The following is a 21,623-nucleotide window of genomic DNA, read 5'->3' as shown; positions in this document are numbered from 1 at the left end:
CGGCCCCTCTTCCCCACCAGACCTCGTCGACAGAGAGACCATGACCCCCACCGCCCTGTCCCAGGCCCGCACCGACCTGTTCCGGCCCCGGCACCACCTCACCCCCGAGTCCACGTGGATGAACGATCCCAACGGGCTGATCCGTCACGAGGGCCGCTGGCACGCCTTCTATCAGAACAACCCGCTGGGCAGCGATCACGCCAACCTCTCCTGGGCCCATGCCGTCTCGGACGATCTGGTGTCCTGGACCCATCTGCCGCTCGCGCTGCCCTTCTCCGAGGAGGAGCTGATCTTCTCCGGCAGCGTCGTCCATGACGCGGAGAACAGCTCGGGCCTGGCCGGGCCCGGCGAGCCGGGCCCGCTGGTGGCGATCTACACCAGTGCCTACACCGACGCCCATCCCACGCTCGCGGGCATCCAGGCGCAGTCGATCGCCTCCTCGACCGACGGCGGCACCGTCTGGACCTATCACAGCGGCAATCCGGTCCTGGATCGCAGCTCGGCGAACTTCCGGGATCCGAAAGTGTTCCGGCACCAGGAGAGCGGCCGCTGGGTCATGGTGGCGGTCGAGGCAGTGGACCACCAGGTCCACATACACACCTCAGCGGACCTGCTGACCTGGGAGCACGCCTCGGTCTTCACCCATCCGGAGGTGGACGGGGGCATCTGGGAGTGCCCCGACCTGGTGCGCGTCCCGGTCTCCGGCGACGGGACCGGACCAGGGGCCGAGGCCTGGGTGCTCGTGCTCAGCACCAACCCGGGCGGCCCGGCGGGAGGCTCCGGCACCTACACCCTGATCGGCGACTTCGACGGCCGGACCTTCACCACCGAGGCGTCCCCCCAGCCGCTGGATCTGGGACAGGACTGCTACGCCGCCGTCTCCTTCTCCGGCGTGGACGGGGATCCCGTGCTGCTGGGCTGGATGAACAACTGGGACTACGTGGCGCAGACGCCCACCTCCCCGTGGCGCTCCTCCCTGACGCTGGCCCGCACGCTCCGCCTCGAGCGCTCGGGCGACGGCACCCTCGCGGTGCGCCAGCACCTGGTGATCCCGGACGATCTGCGCACCGTGGACCTGGCGGATGCCGCGGCGGCCGAGGCCCCGATCGTCCTGGACGCCGAGGAGCCGTTCCGGCTGCGCGGCACGCTCCCCTCCCGCTCCCCGTGGCGCGTGGTGCTCAGCTTCGGAGACCCCGAGGCCCCCCAGGACCTCGTGCTCTCCTCCGACCCCGAGGACGGGGTGGTCCTGGACCGCTCCCGGACACATGCCGAGCCCTTCGCCGTCGAGCATGCCCGCTCCCTGCCCTATCTCCCGGGCACCGAGCGCGAGGAGCTCACGATCGAGATGGTGGTGGACCGCTCCTGCGTCGAGGTCGAGCTCGACGGCGGGCGCGCCCTGATCTCCCAGCAGATCTTCCACGGCGCCTCGCAGGTGGGCGTGGCCGTCGGCCCGATCGCATGAGCGCAGCGGAGGCGCTGGTCGTCGGAGAGGTGCTGATCGACGTCGTCCATGCGGCCGACGGTTCGGTGACCTCCCGACCCGGCGGCAGCCCGGCCAACGTCGCCGTCGGGCTGGCGCGGCTCGGGGTGCGCACCGAGCTGCTGACCACCCTGGGACCGGACAGGCACGGAGACGCGCTGCGGGCGCACCTCGGCGACGCCGCGGTGGGGCTGCGCGCTCCGACGGCGCCGCCGCCCGCGGTGACGTCGACCGCCCGCGCCGTGCTCGACGGGCGCGGCGCGGCGGAGTACACCTTCGACCTGGACTGGGACCCGGGCGCGTTCCACTCCGGCGACGTGCGCCTCCTGCACACCGGTTCGATCGCGATGATGGTCGAGCCGGGCGCGTCCCAGGTCGAGGCGGCCTTCGCCGCGGCGAGTCCCGGGACGGTCCTCAGCGTCGACCCGAACGTGCGGCCGAGCCTCGGACTCGCTCCGGGCGAGGTGCGCGACCGGATCGAGCGCATCGCACCGCACGCCCATGTCCTGAAGCTCAGCGACGAGGACCTCGCCTGGGTGCATCCCGACCTGGGCATCGACCAGGCGCTGGACCGGCTGCACGACGCCGGCGCGACCCTGGTGGTCCTGACCCGTGGAGCGGGCGGCTGCACGCTGTCCACCGCGGTGGCCCGCGGCGACCTCGCAGCCCCGCCTGCCACGGTGGTGGACACCATCGGGGCCGGGGACTCGTTCATGGCCGGGCTGCTCTGGGCGATCCTCGAGTCCGATGGCGCGCGCGAGCTCCTCGACCGCGCACCGACCTGGCCGCGCCTCGAGACCTGGGCGCGCACGGCGATGCGCTGCGCGGCGATCACCGTGGGCCGCGCGGGCGCTCAGCCGCCCTGGGCGGCCGAGCTCGCCGCGACGGACCACGACGGCACGACGAGCAGCGTGCCGGAGGCGATCAGCACCACCGCGGTGCAGCCGGGGCCGCTCAAGGCTCGGCGCGGCTCCGAGTGACCGCCTTCTTCACGCGCGTCGGGATCCGCAGCGCGCGCTGGGATCTGTCGTCGGCCTCCTGGACCTGCCGGGTCAGCGTGCGCAGGAGTTTCTGGGCGGACTGCAGACCCTGCTCCGCCGCCGTGGCGCGCCGTTCGGCCTCGGCCAGCCTCTGCTCGGCCTCCTCCGCCCGCCGGACCAGCTGGTCGAGCTGCTCCTCGATCCGCTTCTGACGAGTCCGGGCCTCGCGCCGGATCGCCGCATGGGTCTTCCGGCGGCGCGTCTCCCTGTCCTGCAGGACGGCCAGGCGCTGGGTCTCCTGCGCAGACTCCTCGGTCCAGGTCGTGCGGACCGCGGGCGAGAAGGCTGTCGCGGCGATCCTCTGCTCGTAGGCGCTGCGAGCGGCCTCCTGCCCCTCCTCGTAGATGTGCGTGAAGCCGTTCTCGTGCAGGAAGCCGCTGAGGATCTCGAACCGCTCGGCATGGCCCCGGTTGAACTCCGTGTAGTCCGCGTGGGCGTAGAGCTCCTGGACGGATCCCGGCAGGGGGTCGCGGCCGTGGACGAGGTGCGGGATGCCGTGATGTCGCGCCAGCTCGAGGGTCCTCGAGTCGTGGGCGAGCATGACGCCGGGGGTGCCGGCGAGGACCGCGGCGATGGTGCCGTGGGCGCGGGCGCCGAAGGCGAAGTCCATCTGTGCGAGGCGATCGATCCAGGGATAGGCGTCGATGAACAGCTCGGCACGGTCCTCGGTGAACTGGGGATGCGATCTGGCCAGCGGCAGCCGGGGATCGGCCGACGTGTAGGGGTCGGTCCCCCAGAGCATCATCTCCAGGGTGCCGTGCTCCTGCGGGAGGTAGGTGGCGTCGTACGAGACCTCTGCGTCCGCGATGAGCTCCCCTCCGAAGGGGTCCTTCGTCTCCAGGGAGTAGCCGACCGGGGCTCCGGGGTCGAGGGCGGCCGGCACCTCGACCCGATGGCCGGGCCCGTGCAGCGTCAGCGACGGGCACCCCACGACGAGCACGTCCTCGAACCCCAGGGAGGTCAGGTAGTCGGCGGTCATCTCACCGCGCACGGTCAGCGCGGAGGAGCCGTTCAGCACGGCGCGTGCGAACCGCTTCACCGTCGGCTCCATGGCCTTCAGCGCCGACGGGTCCCCGTCCAGCGGGAGCTGCGCCCCGCCGGAGAGCATCACGAAGGGGATCGTGAGCCGCTCGAGGAAGTCCGCGGTGCGACGCAGCTCGTCCTCGAACTCCGGGCGGAAGGCGTTGGCCAGCGGCAGGATGAATCCGTCGTACTCGGCGTTCACCTCGGCGGCGAGACCGGCGTTGATGCGGTAGTGGTTCGCCTCGACGACGGTGTCCTGCGTCGAGAGCAGCTTGTGGGATGCGGCGCCGTAGATCAGGTTCCCGCTGTTGGTTCCGAGCAGGTTCCGGTCGAGGGTCTGGAAGGCGTCGGCGATCTCGAACGGCGTCTTGCCGAGTCGCATCAGATACCGCTTGGACATGGGATCCCCGCTCTGGAATCGATCCGTGCACCGGCACGGTGGGTCATCGGTGGACCCTGAGAGGAGGTTACGTGCCGCGAGGCGATGCGGAGCGGACCCGGCGGGAACCCGGGCCGGCGTGCCCCCGTCCACACCGACGCTCCCCCGCTCGCACCGCGTCGGCCGGCCCGCATACAGTGGCCGTCATGAGCACCCCGCCTGCCGCCGATCCGATCTCCGCGCTCCGCGAGGGCGATGCCGACGGGACCGATCGGGCGCTCGAGATCCTCTCGACCGTCTTCGGCTACGACGCCTTCCGTGGCGACCAGTCCGCGGTCATCGAGCAGGTCGCCGGCGGCGGGGACGCCGTAGTGCTGATGCCCACCGGTGGCGGCAAGTCGCTGTGCTACCAGATCCCCTCGCTGCTGCGCCCGGGCACCGGGATCGTGGTCTCCCCGCTGATCGCCCTGATGGCGGACCAGGTCGCGGCGCTCGAGGGCGTCGGCATCCGCGCCGCCTTCCTCAACTCGACCCTCGAGATGCACGAGGCGCAGGCGGTCGAGCAGCAGCTGATCGCCGGGGAGCTGGACCTGCTCTACATGGCACCGGAGCGGCTGGTCCTCCCCCGCACCCGGCAGCTGCTGCACCGGGCGGAGCTGGCGCTGTTCGCGATCGACGAGGCGCACTGCGTCTCCCAGTGGGGTCATGACTTCCGCCCCGACTACCTGGGTCTGTCGCTCCTGGCCGAGGAGTTCCCGTCCGTGCCCCGGATCGCGCTGACCGCGACCGCCACGGAGGCCACCCACCGCGAGCTCACCGACCGCCTGCAGATGCAGGACGCGAAGCACTTCGTCTCGAGCTTCGACCGCCCCAACATCCAGTACCGGATCGAGCCGAAGGCCACCCCGCGCGAGCAGCTGCTGAAGCTGATCACCTCCGAGCACGAGGGCGAGTCCGGGATCGTCTACTGCCTCTCGCGCAAGTCGGTCGAGCAGACGGCCGAGGCGCTGGTGGCGCGCGGCATCCCGGCGCTGCCGTACCACGCCGGCCTCGACGCCGCCGTGCGCCAGGACCACCAGGAGCGGTTCCTGCGGGCCGAGGGTCTGATCATCGTGGCGACGATCGCCTTCGGGATGGGGATCGACAAGCCCGACGTCCGCTTCGTCGCCCACCTGGACCTGCCCAAGTCCATCGAGGGCTATTACCAGGAGACCGGGCGCGCGGGCCGCGACGGCCAGCCCTCCACCGCCTGGATGGCCTACGGCCTCGGCGACGTGGTCAGCCAGCGCAAGTTCATCGACACCGGGGAGGGCTCCGAGCTGTTCAAGCGCAACGCCCGGTCCCATCTCGACGCGATGCTCGCCCTGTGCGAGACGGTCTCGTGCCGGCGCGTCCAGCTGCTGCGCTACTTCGGCCAGGACAGCGAGCCCTGCGGCAACTGCGACACCTGCCTCTCCCCGCCGCAGACCTGGGACGCGACGGTCGCCGCGCAGAAGCTGCTCTCCGCCCTGATCCGCCTGGACCGCGAACGCGGTCAGAAGTTCGGCTCCGGCCAGGTCATCGAGGTGCTGCGGGGCCGCGAGAACGAGCGCTCCACGCAGTCCCGCCACCAGGAGCTGAGCGTCTGGGGCATCGGTGAGGAGCTCAGCGAGAAGGAGTGGCGCACCACGATTCGGCAGCTGCTGGCCCGCGGGGTCGTCGAGGCCGAGGGGGACTACGGCGTGCTGATCCCCGGCGCGCAGGCGGGACCCGTGCTGCGCGGGGAGTCCACGGTCGAGCTGGCCGTGGACCGCACCCCGCAGCGTGCACCGCGCGGCGGCGGCCGACGAGCCGCAGGCGCCTCCCGCGCCGCCGAGTCCCTCGAGCCGGCGCAGCAGGAGCGCTTCGAGGCGCTGCGTGCCTGGCGCACCTCGGTCGCGAAGGAGAAGCAGATCCCGCCCTACATGGTGTTCTCCGACGCCACCCTGGTGGGGATCATCGAGGCCCGGCCCGAGACGGTCGCTCAGCTCGGCGGCGTCAGCGGCGTGGGGGCGAAGAAGCTCGCCGAGTACGGCGAGGCCGTGCTCGAGGCGCTGCCCGGCTCCGCACAGGAGTGAGGCGCAGCGCCGGTATCCTGAGCTGAGGCACAACGCAGCTCTCCGGGGGACCATGACCGCGCCATCACCGAGCCCGACGCCGCCGTCAGGGCCGGATCACTTCACGCCGCCGCCGGCACCGTCGGCCTCCGCCTCCAGCTCGAAGCGGAACCTCCTGCTCGCCGGCATCCTGGGCGGGGCCGGGTGCCTGCTGGTGCTGCTGCTGGTGATCGTCCTGATCGTGACGTTCGTGGTGCGTGGCGGCGGGCCCGCCAGCGGCGACGACGGCTCGGAGACCGCGGACCTCTCCCCCGAGGAGCAGGCCACCGCGCTGGTCAGCGACTACTTCGCCGCGCTGACAGAGGGGGATGCCGCTGCGGCCCTCGAGGTCGCGCCGCTGACGGAGGACCAGGCGTCCGAGGCGCTCCCGCTCGAGGCCTACGAGAAGGCCCTCGAGCTGGCACCCGTCGCCGATGTCGAGGTGGGCACCCCCACCGTGGACGGATCCGGACTCGCCGAGGCAACAATCCCGGTGAGCTTCACGGTGGGCGGCGAGCCCGTCCGCGACACCTTCTCGATGTGGGACTTCGACGGGGACGGCATCCTCGAGATGACCTGGGCCGGCGTGAACGAGACGGTGGGCGACGGCGCGACCGCTCTCGGGACGACGCTCAACGGCGTCGAGCTCACCGACGGGCAGCAGGTCGCTCTCCTCCCGGGCGGGTACGAGCTCGCCTACGGGACCGAGAATCTCGCTCCGTCCACGGCGGGGCCGCTGATCGTCGGGGCATGGGACTCCGTACCGGAGTGGCCGGCCCCGGAGGTCACCGAGAAGGGCCTGACAGCCTTCCGCGGCGCCGTCCGGACCGCTGTGGACGACTGCCTCGAGAAGACGACGCCCGAGGCGGGATGCGGGATCGCACCCCTGGCGACGACAACCAGCGACGGCTGGACCATGGTCGAGGGCACCGTGAAGCGCTCGATCTCCGAGGACTCCCAGCACACGATCGACACGATGGAGGCCACGCCCGCCGTCGACGACCCCACCTCTGTCGAGGGGAGCAGCATCGGGACCGTGGAGACCTCCTTCGAGTGCACCAAGGACGGGCAGAGGGACACCTGCGACCTCTGGTTCGGCGGTGACACGGGGATCCCCCGCGTCGACCTGGCCGACCCGGACCTGCCGGTCACCTGGATCTGAACGTCACACCCCCGAGAGACACTGTCACCATGGACCAGACCTGGGTGCGAGGCACCTGCCCCCGCTGCGGCGGCGATCAGCTGCTGCACCACGTGATCGGCATGCCCCTGGCCGAGGCGTACGGGTCCTCGCCGGAGTGGGTGCACTGGGCAGGCTGCGTCGGGCTCGGCCCGGACCGCGAGTGCCTGGGGTGCGAGCACTCCTGGTGGGCCGCCGACGTCGGCTTCGCAGAGACGGACGAGGACGACGAAGACGGCGAGGCGGCCCCGCTGCGCGTCGTCGGTGCGGTGATCGTCGACGGCGACCGCGTCCTCACCGCCCGTCGTGCTCCGGACAGGAGCGCCGCAGGGCTGTGGGAGTTCCCCGGCGGCAAGATCGAGCCCGGCGAGTCACCCCAGCAGGCACTGGCCCGGGAGCTGCGCGAGGAGCTCGATGTCGAGATCGAGGTGGGCTGGCTGATCGGCCGCGGCGAGGGCGAGGCCGGGGAGCGGGAGCTCCACCTGGACTGCTACTGGGCGCGAGTGCGCGGCGCCGCACCGACCACCAGCACCGACCACGACCTGCTGGAGTGGGTGCCGCTCACCGATCTCTCGGGCCGGGACTGGGCCGGCCCCGACGTGCCGATCGTGGAGACGATCCTCGCCGGGGCCGCGCCGCGGTTCCGCGCCCTCTGAGCTCAGCGCACCCCGGTGGGGAAGTCCGCCGGCTCGACCGGCTGGGCGCTCGGCGAGAGGTCGATGCCGTAGCCCGCGGCGAAGCGCAGCTCGGTGCCCGCGTAGACGCCCTCGACGCTCTCGTCGAGGTGGAAGACCCGTGCGCCGCGCAGACGGTTCTCCTCCTCCCCGCCCAGGCCGTACGGGCCGAAGCCGGTGCCCGGCGCGTAGCCGAGCTGGATCCCGTAGTAGTCGCCCACGTAGGTGTTGACGTGGTCGTGCCCTACGAACAGGCCCTTGACGTCCTGGCGCTGCAGCATCGCGGCGAACATGCCGGAGTTGAACGGGCCGGGGCACTCGTCCTCGTTCCGCTCGCCCTCGATCGAATGCTTCTGCACCGCGCGGTCATGGTCGGCGTCGGTGCGGGAGTCCACGCCGGCGAACCACATGAACCGGTGCTCCCACAGCGCGATGTGCTGGAAGACCAGCCCCGGGACCAGCGCCGTGTTCTTCTTCTCCAGTGCAGCGGAGGTCTCGAGATACCACTGGACCTGGTCGGGGCGCAGCCAGTCCCAGTCCGGATATCCCTCGAAGTCCTGACCGGCGATCTGCTCGGGGGCGTAGCGGCCCGAGTCCAGCAGCCACAGGGCGAAGGCATCGCTCCGCCCGTCCGCGGAACGCACCGTGAGGACCTCGTTGCCGCTCCCGGTGATGCCGCGGGCCCCGGCGGTGTTCACGTTGTGGGCGTACTGCCGGACGAAGTCGAGGTAGTCGGACTCGTCCAGCCCGGTGACCTCCGAGGAGTCCTCGTCGTGGTTGCCGAAGGTGAGGGCCCAGGCGATGCCGCGGTCCTCCATCGGACGCACCACGTTGTTGATCGCCTGCTTCGCCTCGAGCGCCGTGCGCGGAGATCCGTCGATCACGTCCCCGTTGATCACGACCATGTCGGGCTGGACGTCGTCCAGGACCGCCTCCTGCAGGGCGATCGTGCGACGGTCCGTGGTGGGGCCGTCCTGGGTGTCGTTGAACTGGACGACCGTGAACGTGCCGCCCTCCCTCATCCGCAGCGCGTCACGCACGAGGCCGTCCTTCGGGGCCGAGCCGGAGGGTGCCGCCGGCGCGGCGGTGGCGGAGGCGAGACCGGCGGTCACCAGCCCGGCGGCCGCGACCGCGCCCGAGGCGTGCAGCAGATGACGGCGGGAGGGTGTGGTCGAGGAGGAGGTCATGGGGCACCGCTTCGGAGCTCGGGGAGGAGGGACCTCCGCAGGGAACACCGTCCCTGTGACGGGGGCGGGAACCGGTCCCCTCCCCCTCCCTGAACTCCGGATGAACTCCGCACGAGGCGTGCCCGGAACCTCTCGGCATCACCCCTGGGCGCCCTTCCCCCAGCCGCGCTGGAACGCCTCGCGCCGGGCGGCCTGCTCGACGGGATCCGGGACGGGCAGGGACGCGATCAGCTTGCGCGTGTACTCGTGCTCGGGCCGCTGCAGCACGTCCGGGCCGTGGCCGTCCTCGACGAGGTCGCCGCGGAACAGCACACCGATGCGGTGGGCGAGGGAGTCCACCACTGCGAGGTCGTGGCTGATGAACAGGGCCGCGAAGCCGAGCCGCGACTGCAGCTCGCGGAACAGCTCCAGCACGGTCGCCTGCACAGAGACGTCCAGGGCGCTGGTCGGCTCGTCGGCGATCAGCAGCTCGGGATCGAGCACCAGCGCCCGCGCCAGGGAGATGCGCTGGCGCTGCCCGCCGGAGAGCTCGTGCGGGTACCTCTCGGCGTAGCCGCCGGGCAGCTCGACGGACTCCAGGAGGGAGCGCACACGCTTCCCCCGCTCGCCGGGGCTCATCGTCGGCTCGTGGACGACCAGCGGCTCCGCGATGCACTGCTCGATGGTCAGGTGCGGGTTGAAGGAGGTGGCCGGGTCCTGGAAGACGAAGCCGATCCGTCGGCGCAGGGGCTTGAAGGCCTTCTCCCGCATGCCGTTCATCTCGTGCCCCAGCACCGACAGGCTCCCGCCGGTGGTGCGCTCGAGGCCCGCGATGGCGCGACCGATCGTGGTCTTGCCGGATCCCGACTCCCCCACCAGCCCGTAGACCTCGCCGGCGCGGATCCGGAAGTCCACGCCCTTGACCGCGCGGAACGGCGGCTTGCCGAGGCGGCCCGGGTACTCGATGACGAGGTCCTCCGCCACGACGACGGGCTCGGCCTCCTCGAGAGCGGCCTGCTGGGCAGGGTCGAGGGCGGTCCAGGCGGAGTTCCGGCCCAGGTGCGGGACGGCCGCGAGCAGCTTCCTCGTGTACTCCTCGCGAGGGGCGCTGAACAGCTCCTGCACCCCGGCCCGCTCGATGATCCGCCCGTGGTACATCACGGCGACGGAGTCCGCGAGGTCCGCGACCACACCCATGTTGTGGGTGATGATGATGATCGAGGTGCCGCGGGTCTCGCGGATCTGGCGCAGCAGCGCGAGGATCTCCGCCTGCACCGTGACGTCGAGCGCGGTGGTCGGCTCGTCGGCGACGATCAGCTCCGCGCCCAGCGAGAGCGCCATCGCGATCATGATGCGCTGCTTCTGCCCGCCGGAGAACTCGTGGGGGAAGCGGTCGATGCGCTCGGCGGCGTCGGGGATCCCGACCGACTCGAGCGCCGCCACCGCCTCCGCCCGGATCTCCTTCCGGGTGATCTTCGGACGATGGGCGCGCAGACCCTCGCCGAGCTGCCACCAGATGGGGAACACCGGGTTCAGGGCGCTCGAGGGCTCCTGGAAGATCATCGAGACGTCCTCGCCGCGCAGGGCGCGCAGCCGCGCCCCGGACAGGCCCACGAGGTCGGTGCCGGAGACGATCACCGCCCCGGAGGCCTCCGCGGTCTCGGGCAGCAGCCCCAGCACGGAACGTGCCGTGACCGACTTGCCGGAGCCGGACTCCCCCACGATCGCGAGGATCTCGCCGGGGGCGACCTCGAGGCTCACCCCGTCGACCGCGTGCACCTCCCCGCCGTCGGTCGCGAAGCGGACGTCGAGCTCCTCGATCGCCAGGCGGGGGCCGTTCTCGGTCGCGGTCATGCCGCCGCCTCCTCGGTCGTGGTGGAGCGCTTGCGCCGACGGGAGCGTCGGGTGCGCAGGCGCGGGTCGTTGAGATCGTTGATGGACTCGCCGACCAGGGTCACGCCGAGCACGGCCAGGGCGATCGCGAGGCCCGGGAACAGCCCGGTCCACCAGATCCCGCTGGTCGCATCGGCCATCGCCCGGTTCAGGTCGTAGCCCCACTCCGAGGCGCTGGTCGGCTCGATGCCGAAGCCCAGGAACCCCAGCGCCGCCAGGGTCAGGATCGACTCGGAGGCGTTGAGCGTGAAGATCAGCGGCAGGGTGCGGGTGGCGTTGCGCAGCAGATGGGTGCCCATGATGCGGCGATGGCCGGTGCCCACCACCTTGGCGGCCTCGACGAAGGGCTCGGCCTTCAGACGCACCACCTCGGCACGGATGACCCGGAAGTACTGCGGGATGAACACCACGGTGATCGACACCGCGGCGGCCGCGATCCCGGCCCAGGCGTTGGACTGCCCGCCGGAGATCACGATGGACATCACGATCGCCAGCAGCAGGGACGGGAAGGCGTAGACGGCGTCGGCCACCATCACCAGCACCCGGTCCAGCCATCCGCCCACGTAGCCCGAGAGCAGCCCGAGGGCCACGCCGACGAACAGGGACGCGGCGACGGCGCAGGCCATCACCGCGACCGCGGTGCGGGTCCCCCAGATCACGCGCGAGAGCACGTCGAAGCCGGTGACGGTGGTGCCGAGCAGGTGCGCGCCCGACGGGGGCTGCTGGGTGCCGAAGCGGGTGCCGTCCGCGGAGGTCTCGGCGAAGCCGTACGGCGCGAGCAGCGGGGCGAACAGGGCGGTGAGCAGCAGGATCGCCACCAGCACGACGCCGGTGATGAGCATCCCCCGCTGCAGGCCGACGCTGCTGCGCAGATGGCTGATGATCGGCAGGCGCAGGTACCAGGGGGTGCTGCGCCGCTCCAGGACGGCGCCGGCCTCGGCGGCCAGGGCGGTCGCGCCGGGGTCGCCCTCGCCGACGGGTTCGGGGTTCGAGAGAGTCATCGCTGTGCCTCACCCATCTCAGTACCTCACTCTCGGGTCGATCAGCGCGGCGATCACGTCGACCACGAAGTTGGAGACCGCGACGATCACGGCGAGCATCATGACGATGCCCTGCACGGCGACGTAGTCGCGGGCCTTCATGTATTCGGCCAGCATGTATCCCAGTCCGTTCCACTCGAAGGTGGTCTCGGTGAGCACGGCGCCGCCGAGCATCAGCGCGATCTGCATGCCCATCACGGTGATGATCGGGATCAGCGCCGGGCGCAGCCCGTGCCGGGTGGTCAGCCGGCTCTCCGCGACACCGCGGGATCGGGCGGACTCGATGTACTGCATCTCCAGGGTCCCGATCATGTTCGTGCGCACCAGGCGCAGGAAGATGCCTCCGGTGAGGATGCCCAGCGCCACGGCGGGCAGGATCGCGTGCTCGACCACATCGCGCAGCAGCTCGGTGTTCCCCAGCCGCAGCGCGTCCAGCAGGTAGAACGGCGTGGGGTTCAGGATCGAGCTCATGGTGATCTGGCCGCTCGTGGACAGCCGTCCGGCGACCGGCAGCCAGCCCAGCCCCACGGAGAACACCAGCTTGAGCAGCAGGCCCACGAAGAACACCGGGGTCGCGTAGCCGAGGATCGCGATGATCCGCAGCACGGCGTCGGGCCAGCGATCCCGGGTCCGGGCGGCGATCATGCCCAGCGGGACGCCCAGCAGCAGCGCCACCACCAGCGAGTACAGGACCAGCTCGAAGGTCGCCGCCCCGTAGGTGGTCAGCACCTCGGAGACGGGGGTGTTGTCGGTGTAGGTGGTGCCGAAGTCCCCACGCAGCACGCCGCCGAGGTAGTCGAGGTACTGGACGATCAGCGGCCGGTCGTAGCCGGCCGCCGCACTGCGCTCCGCGAGCTCGGCGGGGGTGAGCCGGCCGCCGAGGGCGGCGGTGAGGGGGTCGCCGGTGATCCGCATCAGGAAGAACACCATCGTCATCAGGATGAAGATGGTGGGGATGATGAGCAGGAAGCGGATCAGGATGTAGCGGCCCAGGCCGCCGCCCGAGGCCCGCTTGCGCGGGCGTCGGGGGGCGTCCTGGACCTCGGTCTCGAGCGCGGAGGTCACTTCGAGATCGGCGAGATGCGGAACTTGAAGGAGGAGTCCAGGGTGACGCCCTGGACGTCCGCGCCGGAGACCGCGATCTGCGCGCCCTGGAGCAGCGGCAGCGTGGAGACCTGCTCGGCGACGAGGTCCTGGATCTCGACGAACAGCGCCTCGCGCTGCGCCTCGTCCTGGGTGCCGCGCTGCTGGGCGATCAGCTCGTCGACCTTCTTGTCCGTGAAGTGGTTGACCAGGAAGTTCTCGGTCGCGAAGAACGGGGAGAGGTAGTTGTCCGCGTCCGAGTAGTCCGGGAACCAGCCCAGCTGGTAGGCGGGGTAGACGTCCGTGGTGCGGTCCTTGGAGTACTGGACCCACTCCGTGGACTTCAGATCCACGGCGAACAGGCCGTCGGCCTCGAGCTGGCTCTTCACGGCGGCGTACTCATCACCCGAGGAGGCGCCGTAGTGGTCGGGGTTGTACTGGAGGCTGAGCTTCACCGGGATCTCGACCCCGGCGTCCTCGAGCCGCTTCTTCGCACGCGCCGCGTCCGGGCCGCCCGAGCCGTCGCCGTAGAGGTCCTGGAACTGCTTGCCCGATCCCGGCAGGCCCTCGGGGATGTAGGAGTACAGCGGGGTGTAGGTGCCGTTGTAGACCGTCTCCGAGATCGCCGCACGATCCAGCAGGTCCGCGGCGGCCTGGCGCACGGCCTTCGCCTTCGCGGGATCTGCGTCGTCGGTCTTGGCGCCGTAGGGGTTGGTGTCGAAGTTGAACACGATGTAGCGGATCTCGCCGCCGGGACCCTCGTGGACCGCGATGCCGTCGTCCTTCTGCAGGTCGGCGATGTCCGTGGCCGAGAGCGAGCGCCACACGCAGTCGATCGCGCCCTCCTGGATCTCCAGCTTCATGTTGTTCTGGTCGGCGTAGTAGGTCATCGCCACGCTCTTGGTGGCCGGGGCGCCGAACAGGCCCTTGTAGTCCGCGAAGGCCTCGAAGGTGACCAGCTCGTTGAGCTTCCAGCTGGTGATCGTGTACGCGCCGGAGAAGGCCTTCGCATCGACGATCTCGTTGTCGGGCAGCACGGCGTCGGCCGGGAACACCTCGGCGTCGACGATCGGACCGACGGGGCTGGTCAGCACGTACGGGAAGGTCTGGTCGTCGGGCTCCTTGAGGTGGAACTCGACGGTGAGGTCGTCGACGACCTCGACCTTGTCGAGGTTGCCCAGCAGGCTCGAGGGGCCGTTGGGGTCGGCGATCTTGAGCTGACGGTCGAAGGAGTGCTTGACGTCCTCCGAGGTCAGGTCGTGGCCGTTGGCGAAGGTGAGCCCCTCCTGGAGCTTCACGGTGAAGACCGTGTCGCTCGTGAAGTCGGCGGACTCGGCGAGGTCGGGCTCGGGGCGGCCGTCCTCGGAGCCGATCGAGGTGTTCAGCAGGTACGCGTAGCACTGGGTCCACACGGTGGAGGAGCCGTTGTCGTACGCGGCCGCGGGGTCCAGGGCCGTGACCTTGTCGGTGGTGCCGACGGTCAGGGTGCCGCCACCGCCTCCGCCGTCGGAGCCGCCGTCGCCGCCGCCGTCGGTGGTCTTCGCGCAGGCGGACAGGAGCACGGGGACTCCGGCCATCGAGAGCAGCACGGCGCGGCGCTTGGGGGTGAAGGCTGCATCGAACATGGGTCCTCCAGGGGTATGGGGACGAGCCGCTGGGGTCACGGCGTCGTGAACCGGGGCGCTCCATGTGACGGGGCACACCGTTGGTGCCCTGCAACCTAGCAGGACCCCGCAGCAGCACCCGACATCCGCCCCTGCCGGTCCGCCGACGTGACAGAAACGTTATGCCGCATCCGCCGTGGGCACGCCCTACGATCGGGCGATGACCTCGTCCCCGGATCTCTCCCCGGCCGCCCTCGAGCGCCGCATCGGCGAGCTCGAGCTGTTGATCGTGCGCATCGTCGGCGTCGTCGCCATCGGCTCCCTCGCCGTCGGGGCCTTCCTGCCCTGGTTCACGGAGGAGTCCCCGGAGGACGGCACCGCGACCATCCGCCTGGGCACCCTCGTGCTCGGCGCCTTCGCGGAGTCCGGGGATCTCGAGCCGGAGGACGTGCTGCTGGCGGTCTCCTTCGGCGTCCTGGACCTCACGACGATCGCGGCGATCGTATGCGTCGCGCTCGCGATGGCCGGGGCGTGGAGAACGTGGTGGGTGGGATCGCTGGTGATCGGGCTGCTCGCGTGCTGCCTCGCGGGAGCGGGGCTGCTCACGCTGATCGGCGCCGCGAACCTCGCGGACGGCGGCTCGGGCGAGATGTTCTGGAGCGCCTACCTGGTCTGGTCGCTCGGCGCGCTGATCTCGATGTGGGTGCTCACCACGCGCCTCGCCCGGCGACCCGGGCGCTGACCCTCGACCTCATCCCTCGTTCCACCACCGCAGCACGCGCAGCGCCTGCATCGTGAGCCAGGGGGACGGCTGGCCGACGCCCACATCGACCTCGAACCACACCGCACCGGGCAGCACGTGCTGCTGGAGCCAGGTGCCGTCGGCCTGCTGGGCGTCCTGCACCATCGTGACGGCCTCCTCCATCCGCGGATCGCGGCGACCGACGGCGCGGAAGCGGTCCAGCGCGCGCAGTGCGGTGTAGATGTGCCGGGGCGGGTACAGGAAGTGGTCCACCCAGGGGCCGACGATCTCGCCGGTCGTGACCCGACGGGTCAGGTTCCGCTGCAGGAGGTACTCCTCCCCCGCGCGCCGGACCTCCCGGGTGGCGTCGTTGCCACCGGTGATCCGCTCGTGATCATCCAGGGCCCGCAGCGCGTTGAGGGTGGAGTGGAAGCTCGCGCGCGTCGAGCCGTTCTCCCACTCGCAGTTCCAGCCGCCCTCGTCCATCCGGTGCTCGACGAACCAGTCGACCAGCGGCCCCACCTCGGCGCCGAGCCAGAGCCCGTTGGACAGCGTCATCGCGTTGATGCAGACGTCCACCTCGCCGCCCCAGTACGGCAGGGAGGCATCGAACTCCCAGTGGGCGTTCCGGGCGAGCTTCCCGGCCGTGTCCCGGGCGATGAGCGGTGCAGGGTCCATCCCCCATTCGCGCAGCATGGTCAGGGACCAGGTCGTCGCGGTCCAGGGCTGGCCCGGCAGGGTCCGGCTCTCGGGATCCTCGAGGAAGCCGGCCGGGAAGAAGGCGCCCCCGGCCCAGAGCCCCGTCTCCGGATCCTGGTGGGACAGCAGATCGGCGCCATAGCCCTCCGTCGCGACCCGGGCGCGCGTGGCCTGCCACTGCTCCTCGGGGGCGTCGAGCAGGTCGCGCTCGACCTGCCATCGCAGGGCGGGGTCGGTGTCCAGGAGCCAGGAGATCACGTCGGTCGGTGCCATCTGGTGATCCTCCCCGTGAACAGGCGCGCGGGCAAGTCCCCGCAGGTTCTACGGTGCCTTCATGCTCCGCCCCCTCTCCGCCGGGATCGTCTCCGGACTGGTCGCCTTCACCAGCTCCTTCGTCGTGGTGCTGACCGGTCTGCAGGCTGTGGGAGCCTCCCCGGACCAGGCCGCGAGCGGCCTGCTGGCCGTGAGCATCGCGATGGGCCTCGCCTCGATCCTGCTCGCCTCCTGGACCCGTCTGCCGATCACGATCGCCTGGTCCACCCCCGGCGCCGCCCTGCTCGCCACGACCGGCGCGGTCGCGGGCGGCTGGCCCGCGGCGGTCGGGGCCTTCCTCGTGGTGGGCGTCCTCATCGTGCTGACGGGGCTGGTGCGTCCGCTGGGACGGCTGATGGCCCGCATCCCCACGTCGATCGCGCAGGCCATGCTCGCCGGCGTGCTGCTGCAGCTGTGCCTGGGCCCGGTGCTCGGGCTCGCCGCGAATCCGCTCGCGGTGGCGCCGGTGGTCGTGGTGTGGGCGCTCGCCCAGCGCCTCGCCCCGCGCTGGGCCTCGCCCCTGGCCTTCGTGGCCGCGGCCGTGGTGATCGCGGCGGCGCTGATCCGGGGTGGGACGGGCGCCGGGACGGGTTCCCTGCTGCCGGTCCTCGAGCTGACCGCTCCGGAGCTCGGGGTGGGAGCCGTGCTGGGAATCGCCCTGCCGCTCTACCTGGTGACGATGGCGTCGCAGAACGTGCCCGGCGTCGCCGTGATGACCTCCCTCGGCTACGAGGTGCCCTGGCGGCGCACGATGGTCGTGACAGGGCTGGGGACCCTCGCTGTCGCTCCGGTGGGCGGGCACGGGATCAACCTCGCCGCGATCACGGCGGCCCTGGCCGCGGGCCCCGAGGCCGGGGAGGATCGCTCACGGCGCTGGATCGCGAGCGTCACCTCCGGGGTGGTGCTGGTGCTGCTGGGCCTCGGGGCGCCGGCCTGCGCGCACCTCGTCGGCCTCGCCCCGGAGGGCGTGGTGCCGGCCGTCGCCGGACTGGCGCTGATCAGCACGTTCGTGGTGTCGCTGCGCGCCGCGCTCGCAGAGCAGGCCGAGCAGCTGCCGGCCGGGGTCACCGTGCTGATCGCCGCGTCCGGCATCGCCGTGGGCGGGATCAGCGCCGCGTTCTGGGCGCTGCTGGCCGGTCTCGCCCTGCGGGCGCTGCTGCGCCCGCGCCGCCGTCGCACGGTGTAGCCGTCACAGGGGGTAGGGCCCGAACCGCGTCCAGGCGAAGAGCACCGCCAGGGTCGCGAGCACGATCGACGGCAGCGCGGCTGCGAACCCGTCGCCGCGACGGATGTGCACGAGGGCGGCGAAGACCATGGTGATCCCGAGCCCCGCTCCCGCCATCGGCACGAGCAGGGTCGCGACGTCGAGGAGCGCGGGCAGGACCAGCCCGATCGCGCCGAGGATCTCCAGCACCCCGATCCCTCGGATCACGGACTGGGGGAAGTCCTCGACATAGGGGGTGCGGTCGATCTGCTGCTCACGGGCGGTGAGGAGCTTCGCGACGCCCGAGGCGGCGAACACCGCCGCCAGCAGATAGGCCAGGATCCACAGCATCACGTTCATCGGCGCGTCTCCTTCGAGGGGGCATCCCAGTATCCCTCCGCGAGGTCGCGCCTGTCACGGGTCCAGACGGGTCAGTCGCGCGCCCGGACCAGTCGCTCGTGGCCGCTCTCCTCGAGCTCGGCGATCTCCGCGTTGCCCTTGAGGAAGTCGTTGAAGGACTTGAAGCCGATCGACTTCTCGCTGAAGGACGGGTCCATCCGGCGCATGTGGGACTTCACCGCGGAGGCGTGCAGCCACTCGCTGTCCCCGCGGTCGCCGAGCTGGAGGGCGCGCTGCAGGAGGCGCGTCGCCGCCTCGCGGGGGTCCTCGGCGGTCTCGTCGTCCTCGTCCTCCGCCGCATCGGCGGCCTCGGCCGCCTCGTCGGCGGCGCGCTGCGCTGCCCGGGCCTTCGCCTCGGCATCGGCCGAGCGTCGGCTGCGGGTCCGGGTGGTGGTCCGTTCGCCCTCGGCCGGGGTCTCCGCAGCCGCGGCGGTCGCCGGTGCCTCGGCCGCGCCGCCGGATCGTCGCGAGCGGCTGCGGGCGGGGGCCGCGGGGCGCTCGACGCCCGGGAGGTTCTCGTAGGACTCGAACTCGTCGCAGGCGGCGGCGAGCGACTTCGCGGTGGAGCCGGCGACGCCCATCGCGATCACGTAGCGGCCCAGGCGGCGGCAGCGCTGGGCCAGGGGCACGTAGTCGCTGTCCCCGGCGACGATCACCACGTGGGTGAGGTCGGGCATCAGGTACAGATCCTCGACGGTGTCGACGGCCAGGCGGATGTCCGCACCGTTCTTCGCGTAGGCGGCGGCGGGGAAGAGCTGCACGAGGTCCACGGCGCGGGCCACGAGCTGGGTGCGGTAGATGGCGTTGACCGGCGAGGACCAGTCCGCGTAGGCCCGGGTGAGGGTCAGCGCGCCGAAGGAGGCGGCGTAGTCGATGACCGCGCCCACGTCGACGGTGGCCTTGGCGAGGCGCTCGGCGATCTCGGGCTCGGTCGGGTCCTCGGCGATGCGGTGACGGTCCCGGCTGTACGACTGCCGCCCGTGGACCCGGTCATACCAGGACATGACGATGTTGTCGAAGTCGAGGTAGACGGCGACGCGGGGATCCTGGTTCTCTGCCATGTCCCCAGTCTGCCTGCTGTCGCGGTGCCGCAGGGCCGGGACGCGCGCTCGGTGAGAAGGAGCGCATCCCGGATCGGCGCCGCTCAGGCGTCCTCGGGACGGCGCCCGATCTGCAGCGACTGCCGACGGCGGTGGACGGTGAGGTACTCCAGCCCGTCGGGCCCCGCACGGAATCCGCGCACCGTGCGCCGCGGCAGGAGGGCCACGTCGCCGGGGCGCAGCGGTTCCTCGCCGTCCTCCCCCAGCAGCGTCCCGCTGCCGCGGACCACGTGCACCAGGGTGTCCACCTCCGCGCCGAGGTGGCTCGGGATGCCGTCCCCCGGGGGCAGGCGGATGAGGTTGGAGTCGAGCTCGCGCTCGGGCTCGGTGATCGACCAGACGGCCCCGCGGCGGGGGTCCTCACCCTGCTGGGCGGTGTTGGTCAGGACGGGCATGTCGGCGGCTCCTGTGGTCGGTCCGGCTCTCGACCGTACAGGGCGGGCGCGGTCATCGGGCTGTCGCTGTCATCCGGCGGGCGCGGACGCGACGGCGGCGAGCTCCGCGGCCGGTCCGCTCAGCCGTCGCGGGCCCTGCCAGACCGCGGTCAGCAGTCGACGAAGCCGCACATCGGCCACCGGCACACGGTGGAGCTGTCCTGCGGCGAGCGCGTCGCGGACGGCGAGCATGGAGAGCACGGCGGGACCCGCTCCCGAGGTCACCGCGACCCGCACCGCGGCATTGCTGCCGAGCTCCTGGACAGGGGCCGTCGCCGCGGCCGCCGGGACCAGCTCCTCGAAGGCGTCGCGGGTGCCCGAGCCGCCCTCGCGCACCACCAGGGCGGTGGCGGCGAGCTCGGCGATCGTGAGCGGGTCCGGGCGGCTCGCCCACGGGTGGCCCGGGGACACGACCACCACCAGCTCGTCCTCGCGCAGCCGCAGCGCGTGGACCCCGCGGGGCACATGCGGGGTCTCGACGAAGCCGAGCTGCAGGCGGCCGTCGTGGATCCCGGCCAGGACACCGGTGGAGTTGAGCACCTCGAGGTCCACCCGCACCCGAGGGCTGGTGCGGCGCAGCTCGGTGAGCCATGCCGGCATGAGGTGCTCGGCGATCGTCATGCTCACCCCCACGCGGAGCACCTTGGCCTCCTCGTCACGGGTGTGGCGCAGCCAGCCGGTGAACTCCTCCGCGGCGTCGAGCAACTCGCGGGCGTGGGCGGCGTAGAGCAGGCCGGCCGAGGTGGCGCGGGAGCCGCGGGGGCCGCGCTCGAGCAGGGCGGTCCCGGCCTGCGCCTCGAGCTGGGCGATCATCCGGCTCGCGTTGGGCTGGTGCATTCCGAGCCGACGAGCGCCCGCGCCGAGCCCGCCCTCGTCGACCACGGCGAGGAAGAGCGACAGGGCCTGCAGGTTCGGGAGCGCACCAGGCATATCAGAATCATATGCCCTCCTCGCGATCCGCCGTCTACCGGGCCCCGGCACGTGCTGGGAAGGTGCTTCTCATGCCCCGCACCCTTCCCCATGCCCGTCCCGGCACCACCGCCCCGGCCTCGCCGGAACCTCGCCGCGGCGTCCTGCCGGGCCTCGCCCTCTCGCTCGCGGTCGCGGCGGCGGCGATGCTGCTGTCCCAGGTGCTCCCTGGGGTCAGCGCGCTGGTGATCGCGATCGCCGCCGGGATCGCGTCGGCGAACCTCCTGCCCCTGCCCGCCGCCCTCTCCCCCGGCCTGGCCGTCTCCTCGAAGAAGCTGCTGCGGGCGGGCATCGTGCTGCTGGGACTGCAGGTGGCGCTCCAGGACCTGCTCGCGCTGGGGGCGCCGATGCTCGCGGTGGTGGTGGCCGTGGTGGCCGGTGGCATTCTCGGCACGGTCCTGATCGGTCGTGCGCTGGGCGTGGATCGCGGACTGACGATCCTGGTCGCCTGCGGCTTCTCGATCTGCGGTGCGGCGGCGGTCGCGGCGGCGGCAGGGGTGACCGACCCGGAGGAGGAGCACGAGGAGCGCACCATCACCGCCATCGCCCTGGTGGTCCTGTTCGGGACCCTCATGATCCTCATGGTCCCCGCCCTCGCGGCCGTCCTGCACCTGGACCCGGAGATCGCCGGGGCATGGGCGGGCGCCTCGATCCATGAGGTGGCCCAGGTGGTCGCCGCGGGCGGGGCGATCGGCGGGGCGGCTCTCACCCTCGCGGTCATCGTCAAGCTCGCCCGGGTGCTTCTGCTCGCCCCGGTGATGGCGGTGCTGAGCCTCCAGCAGCGGCGCGAGGGCGGGGCAGAGGGGAGGCGACCTCCCCTGGTGCCGCTGTTCGTGCTCGGCTTCCTGGCGATGGTGCTGCTGCGTTCGATCGTCCCGCTGCCCGACGGGGTCCTCGACGTCGGCCGCCTGCTGCAGACCGCTCTGCTCACCGCGGCGATGTTCGCCCTCGGCACCGGGGTGAAGGTGCGTCGGCTGCTGCAGGTGGGGCCGCGCCCCCTCGCCCTCGCCGCGCTGTCCACGCTCCTGGTCTCCACGATCGCGCTCGGCGGCGTGCTCCTGGTCTCCTGAGCCCGTTCCCGGCCACCC

Annotated in this window: 19 protein-coding genes; 8 read left to right on the top strand and 11 right to left on the bottom strand. The window is 71.9% G+C overall.

Features of this window, described 5'->3' with window-relative positions:
- Window positions 1-40 precede the first annotated feature (40 nt).
- Together CFK41_RS07710 and CFK41_RS07705 are read left to right on the top strand one after the other, a co-directional pair.
- The gene (locus tag CFK41_RS07710; protein ID WP_096799129.1) at window positions 41-1,462 is read left to right on the top strand and encodes a glycoside hydrolase family 32 protein; all 1,422 of its coding nucleotides are present in this window, start codon (window positions 41-43) and stop codon (window positions 1,460-1,462) included.
- Window positions 1,459-2,460 carry a carbohydrate kinase family protein gene (locus tag CFK41_RS07705; protein ID WP_096799128.1) on the top strand — a complete coding sequence of 334 codons (1,002 nt, stop codon included), beginning with the start codon at window positions 1,459-1,461 and terminating at the stop codon, window positions 2,458-2,460. Before CFK41_RS07710 ends, CFK41_RS07705 begins: the two co-directional genes overlap by 4 nt.
- On the opposite strand, the gene CFK41_RS07700 is transcribed toward CFK41_RS07705, so the two are convergent.
- Complete coding sequence (locus tag CFK41_RS07700) at window positions 2,435-3,943, bottom strand: polysaccharide pyruvyl transferase family protein (protein WP_096799127.1); 1,509 nt, start codon at window positions 3,941-3,943, stop codon at window positions 2,435-2,437. The genes CFK41_RS07705 and CFK41_RS07700 overlap by 26 nt on opposite strands.
- Before the next feature lie 185 nt (window positions 3,944-4,128).
- Between CFK41_RS07700 and recQ the strand changes: the two genes are divergently transcribed.
- The 3 genes from recQ to CFK41_RS07685 are packed head-to-tail and all read left to right on the top strand — an operon-like array spanning window position 4,129 to window position 7,872.
- Entirely contained in the window at window positions 4,129-6,018 is a 1,890-nt protein-coding gene (gene recQ / locus CFK41_RS07695) for a DNA helicase RecQ (protein WP_096799126.1), read from the top strand.
- Window positions 6,019-6,070: 52 nt separating this feature from the next.
- On the top strand, window positions 6,071-7,198 hold the full coding sequence (locus tag CFK41_RS07690) for a hypothetical protein (protein ID WP_096799125.1): 1,128 nt from the start codon (window positions 6,071-6,073) through the stop codon (window positions 7,196-7,198).
- Window positions 7,199-7,227: 29 nt separating this feature from the next.
- Window positions 7,228-7,872 (top strand): (deoxy)nucleoside triphosphate pyrophosphohydrolase, encoded by a 645-nt coding sequence (locus tag CFK41_RS07685; protein ID WP_227873250.1) that lies wholly within the window; start codon window positions 7,228-7,230, stop codon window positions 7,870-7,872.
- Between the two features lie 2 nt (window positions 7,873-7,874).
- Here the strand turns inward: CFK41_RS07685 and CFK41_RS07680 are convergent, their stop codons facing one another.
- From CFK41_RS07680 to CFK41_RS07660, 5 genes are all read right to left on the bottom strand, one after another.
- Window positions 7,875-9,077, bottom strand: a complete 1,203-nt coding sequence (locus tag CFK41_RS07680) for a metallophosphoesterase family protein (RefSeq protein WP_096799124.1) — start codon at window positions 9,075-9,077, stop codon at window positions 7,875-7,877.
- Window positions 9,078-9,215: 138 nt separating this feature from the next.
- Entirely contained in the window at window positions 9,216-10,910 is a 1,695-nt protein-coding gene (locus CFK41_RS07675; RefSeq protein ID WP_096799123.1) for an ABC transporter ATP-binding protein, read from the bottom strand.
- On the bottom strand, window positions 10,907-11,950 hold the full coding sequence (locus CFK41_RS07670; protein WP_096799122.1) for an ABC transporter permease: 1,044 nt from the start codon (window positions 11,948-11,950) through the stop codon (window positions 10,907-10,909). The genes CFK41_RS07675 and CFK41_RS07670 overlap by 4 nt, the downstream gene beginning before the upstream one ends.
- Before the next feature lie 18 nt (window positions 11,951-11,968).
- Window positions 11,969-13,054 carry an ABC transporter permease gene (locus CFK41_RS07665; RefSeq protein WP_096799121.1) on the bottom strand — a complete coding sequence of 362 codons (1,086 nt, stop codon included), beginning with the start codon at window positions 13,052-13,054 and terminating at the stop codon, window positions 11,969-11,971.
- Window positions 13,051-14,697, bottom strand: a complete 1,647-nt coding sequence (locus tag CFK41_RS07660) for an ABC transporter substrate-binding protein (RefSeq protein ID WP_096799120.1) — start codon at window positions 14,695-14,697, stop codon at window positions 13,051-13,053. Before CFK41_RS07660 ends, CFK41_RS07665 begins: the two co-directional genes overlap by 4 nt.
- Window positions 14,698-14,896: 199 nt before the next feature.
- Here CFK41_RS07660 and CFK41_RS07655 point away from each other — a divergent pair, with 199 nt between their 5' ends.
- A complete protein-coding gene (locus CFK41_RS07655; protein ID WP_096799119.1) occupies window positions 14,897-15,418 on the top strand; it encodes a hypothetical protein in 522 nt (173 codons plus the stop codon).
- 9 nt (window positions 15,419-15,427) lie between these two features.
- On the opposite strand, the gene CFK41_RS07650 is transcribed toward CFK41_RS07655, so the two are convergent.
- Window positions 15,428-16,390 (bottom strand): squalene cyclase, encoded by a 963-nt coding sequence (locus CFK41_RS07650; RefSeq protein ID WP_096799118.1) that lies wholly within the window; start codon window positions 16,388-16,390, stop codon window positions 15,428-15,430.
- 61 nt (window positions 16,391-16,451) lie between these two features.
- Between CFK41_RS07650 and CFK41_RS07645 the strand changes: the two genes are divergently transcribed.
- On the top strand, window positions 16,452-17,615 hold the full coding sequence (locus CFK41_RS07645) for a benzoate/H(+) symporter BenE family transporter (RefSeq protein WP_096799117.1): 1,164 nt from the start codon (window positions 16,452-16,454) through the stop codon (window positions 17,613-17,615).
- Window positions 17,616-17,618: 3 nt separating this feature from the next.
- On the opposite strand, the gene CFK41_RS07640 is transcribed toward CFK41_RS07645, so the two are convergent.
- The 4 genes from CFK41_RS07640 to CFK41_RS07625 form a co-directional block, all read right to left on the bottom strand.
- On the bottom strand, window positions 17,619-17,993 hold the full coding sequence (locus CFK41_RS07640; protein ID WP_096799116.1) for a DoxX family protein: 375 nt from the start codon (window positions 17,991-17,993) through the stop codon (window positions 17,619-17,621).
- 71 nt (window positions 17,994-18,064) lie between these two features.
- Window positions 18,065-19,093, bottom strand: a complete 1,029-nt coding sequence (locus CFK41_RS07635; RefSeq protein ID WP_096799115.1) for an NYN domain-containing protein — start codon at window positions 19,091-19,093, stop codon at window positions 18,065-18,067.
- 83 nt (window positions 19,094-19,176) lie between these two features.
- On the bottom strand, window positions 19,177-19,527 hold the full coding sequence (locus CFK41_RS07630) for a cupin domain-containing protein (protein ID WP_096799114.1): 351 nt from the start codon (window positions 19,525-19,527) through the stop codon (window positions 19,177-19,179).
- A 69-nt stretch (window positions 19,528-19,596) separates the two neighbouring features.
- The gene (locus CFK41_RS07625; protein WP_096799113.1) at window positions 19,597-20,496 is read right to left on the bottom strand and encodes a LysR substrate-binding domain-containing protein; all 900 of its coding nucleotides are present in this window, start codon (window positions 20,494-20,496) and stop codon (window positions 19,597-19,599) included.
- Between the two features lie 71 nt (window positions 20,497-20,567).
- Here CFK41_RS07625 and CFK41_RS07620 point away from each other — a divergent pair, with 71 nt between their 5' ends.
- On the top strand, window positions 20,568-21,605 hold the full coding sequence (locus tag CFK41_RS07620) for a YeiH family protein (RefSeq protein WP_227873249.1): 1,038 nt from the start codon (window positions 20,568-20,570) through the stop codon (window positions 21,603-21,605).
- Window positions 21,606-21,623: the final 18 nt, after the last annotated feature.

Source organism: Brachybacterium ginsengisoli (genome assembly GCF_002407065.1).
GTDB classification, from domain to species: Bacteria; Actinomycetota; Actinomycetes; order Actinomycetales; family Dermabacteraceae; genus Brachybacterium; species Brachybacterium ginsengisoli.
This window is presented reverse-complemented; position numbering and strand designations above follow the sequence as displayed.

Bases quoted from the DNA above. Each gene is read 5' to 3' on its own strand.
- CFK41_RS07710 (WP_096799129.1), top strand. From the start codon at position 41: ATGACCCCCACCGCCCTGTCCCAGGCCCGCACCGACCTGTTCCGGCCC.
- CFK41_RS07705 (WP_096799128.1), top strand. From the start codon at position 1,459: ATGAGCGCAGCGGAGGCGCTGGTCGTCGGAGAGGTGCTGATCGACGTC.
- CFK41_RS07700 (WP_096799127.1), bottom strand. From the start codon at position 3,943: ATGTCCAAGCGGTATCTGATGCGACTCGGCAAGACGCCGTTCGAGATC.
- recQ (WP_096799126.1), top strand. From the start codon at position 4,129: ATGAGCACCCCGCCTGCCGCCGATCCGATCTCCGCGCTCCGCGAGGGC.
- CFK41_RS07690 (WP_096799125.1), top strand. From the start codon at position 6,071: ATGACCGCGCCATCACCGAGCCCGACGCCGCCGTCAGGGCCGGATCAC.
- CFK41_RS07685 (WP_227873250.1), top strand. From the start codon at position 7,228: ATGGACCAGACCTGGGTGCGAGGCACCTGCCCCCGCTGCGGCGGCGAT.
- CFK41_RS07680 (WP_096799124.1), bottom strand. From the start codon at position 9,077: ATGACCTCCTCCTCGACCACACCCTCCCGCCGTCATCTGCTGCACGCC.
- CFK41_RS07675 (WP_096799123.1), bottom strand. From the start codon at position 10,910: ATGACCGCGACCGAGAACGGCCCCCGCCTGGCGATCGAGGAGCTCGAC.
- CFK41_RS07670 (WP_096799122.1), bottom strand. From the start codon at position 11,950: ATGACTCTCTCGAACCCCGAACCCGTCGGCGAGGGCGACCCCGGCGCG.
- CFK41_RS07660 (WP_096799120.1), bottom strand. From the start codon at position 14,697: ATGTTCGATGCAGCCTTCACCCCCAAGCGCCGCGCCGTGCTGCTCTCG.
- CFK41_RS07655 (WP_096799119.1), top strand. From the start codon at position 14,897: ATGACCTCGTCCCCGGATCTCTCCCCGGCCGCCCTCGAGCGCCGCATC.
- CFK41_RS07650 (WP_096799118.1), bottom strand. From the start codon at position 16,390: ATGGCACCGACCGACGTGATCTCCTGGCTCCTGGACACCGACCCCGCC.
- CFK41_RS07645 (WP_096799117.1), top strand. From the start codon at position 16,452: ATGCTCCGCCCCCTCTCCGCCGGGATCGTCTCCGGACTGGTCGCCTTC.
- CFK41_RS07640 (WP_096799116.1), bottom strand. From the start codon at position 17,993: ATGAACGTGATGCTGTGGATCCTGGCCTATCTGCTGGCGGCGGTGTTC.
- CFK41_RS07635 (WP_096799115.1), bottom strand. From the start codon at position 19,093: ATGGCAGAGAACCAGGATCCCCGCGTCGCCGTCTACCTCGACTTCGAC.
- CFK41_RS07630 (WP_096799114.1), bottom strand. From the start codon at position 19,527: ATGCCCGTCCTGACCAACACCGCCCAGCAGGGTGAGGACCCCCGCCGC.
- CFK41_RS07625 (WP_096799113.1), bottom strand. From the start codon at position 20,496: ATGCCTGGTGCGCTCCCGAACCTGCAGGCCCTGTCGCTCTTCCTCGCC.
- CFK41_RS07620 (WP_227873249.1), top strand. From the start codon at position 20,568: ATGCCCCGCACCCTTCCCCATGCCCGTCCCGGCACCACCGCCCCGGCC.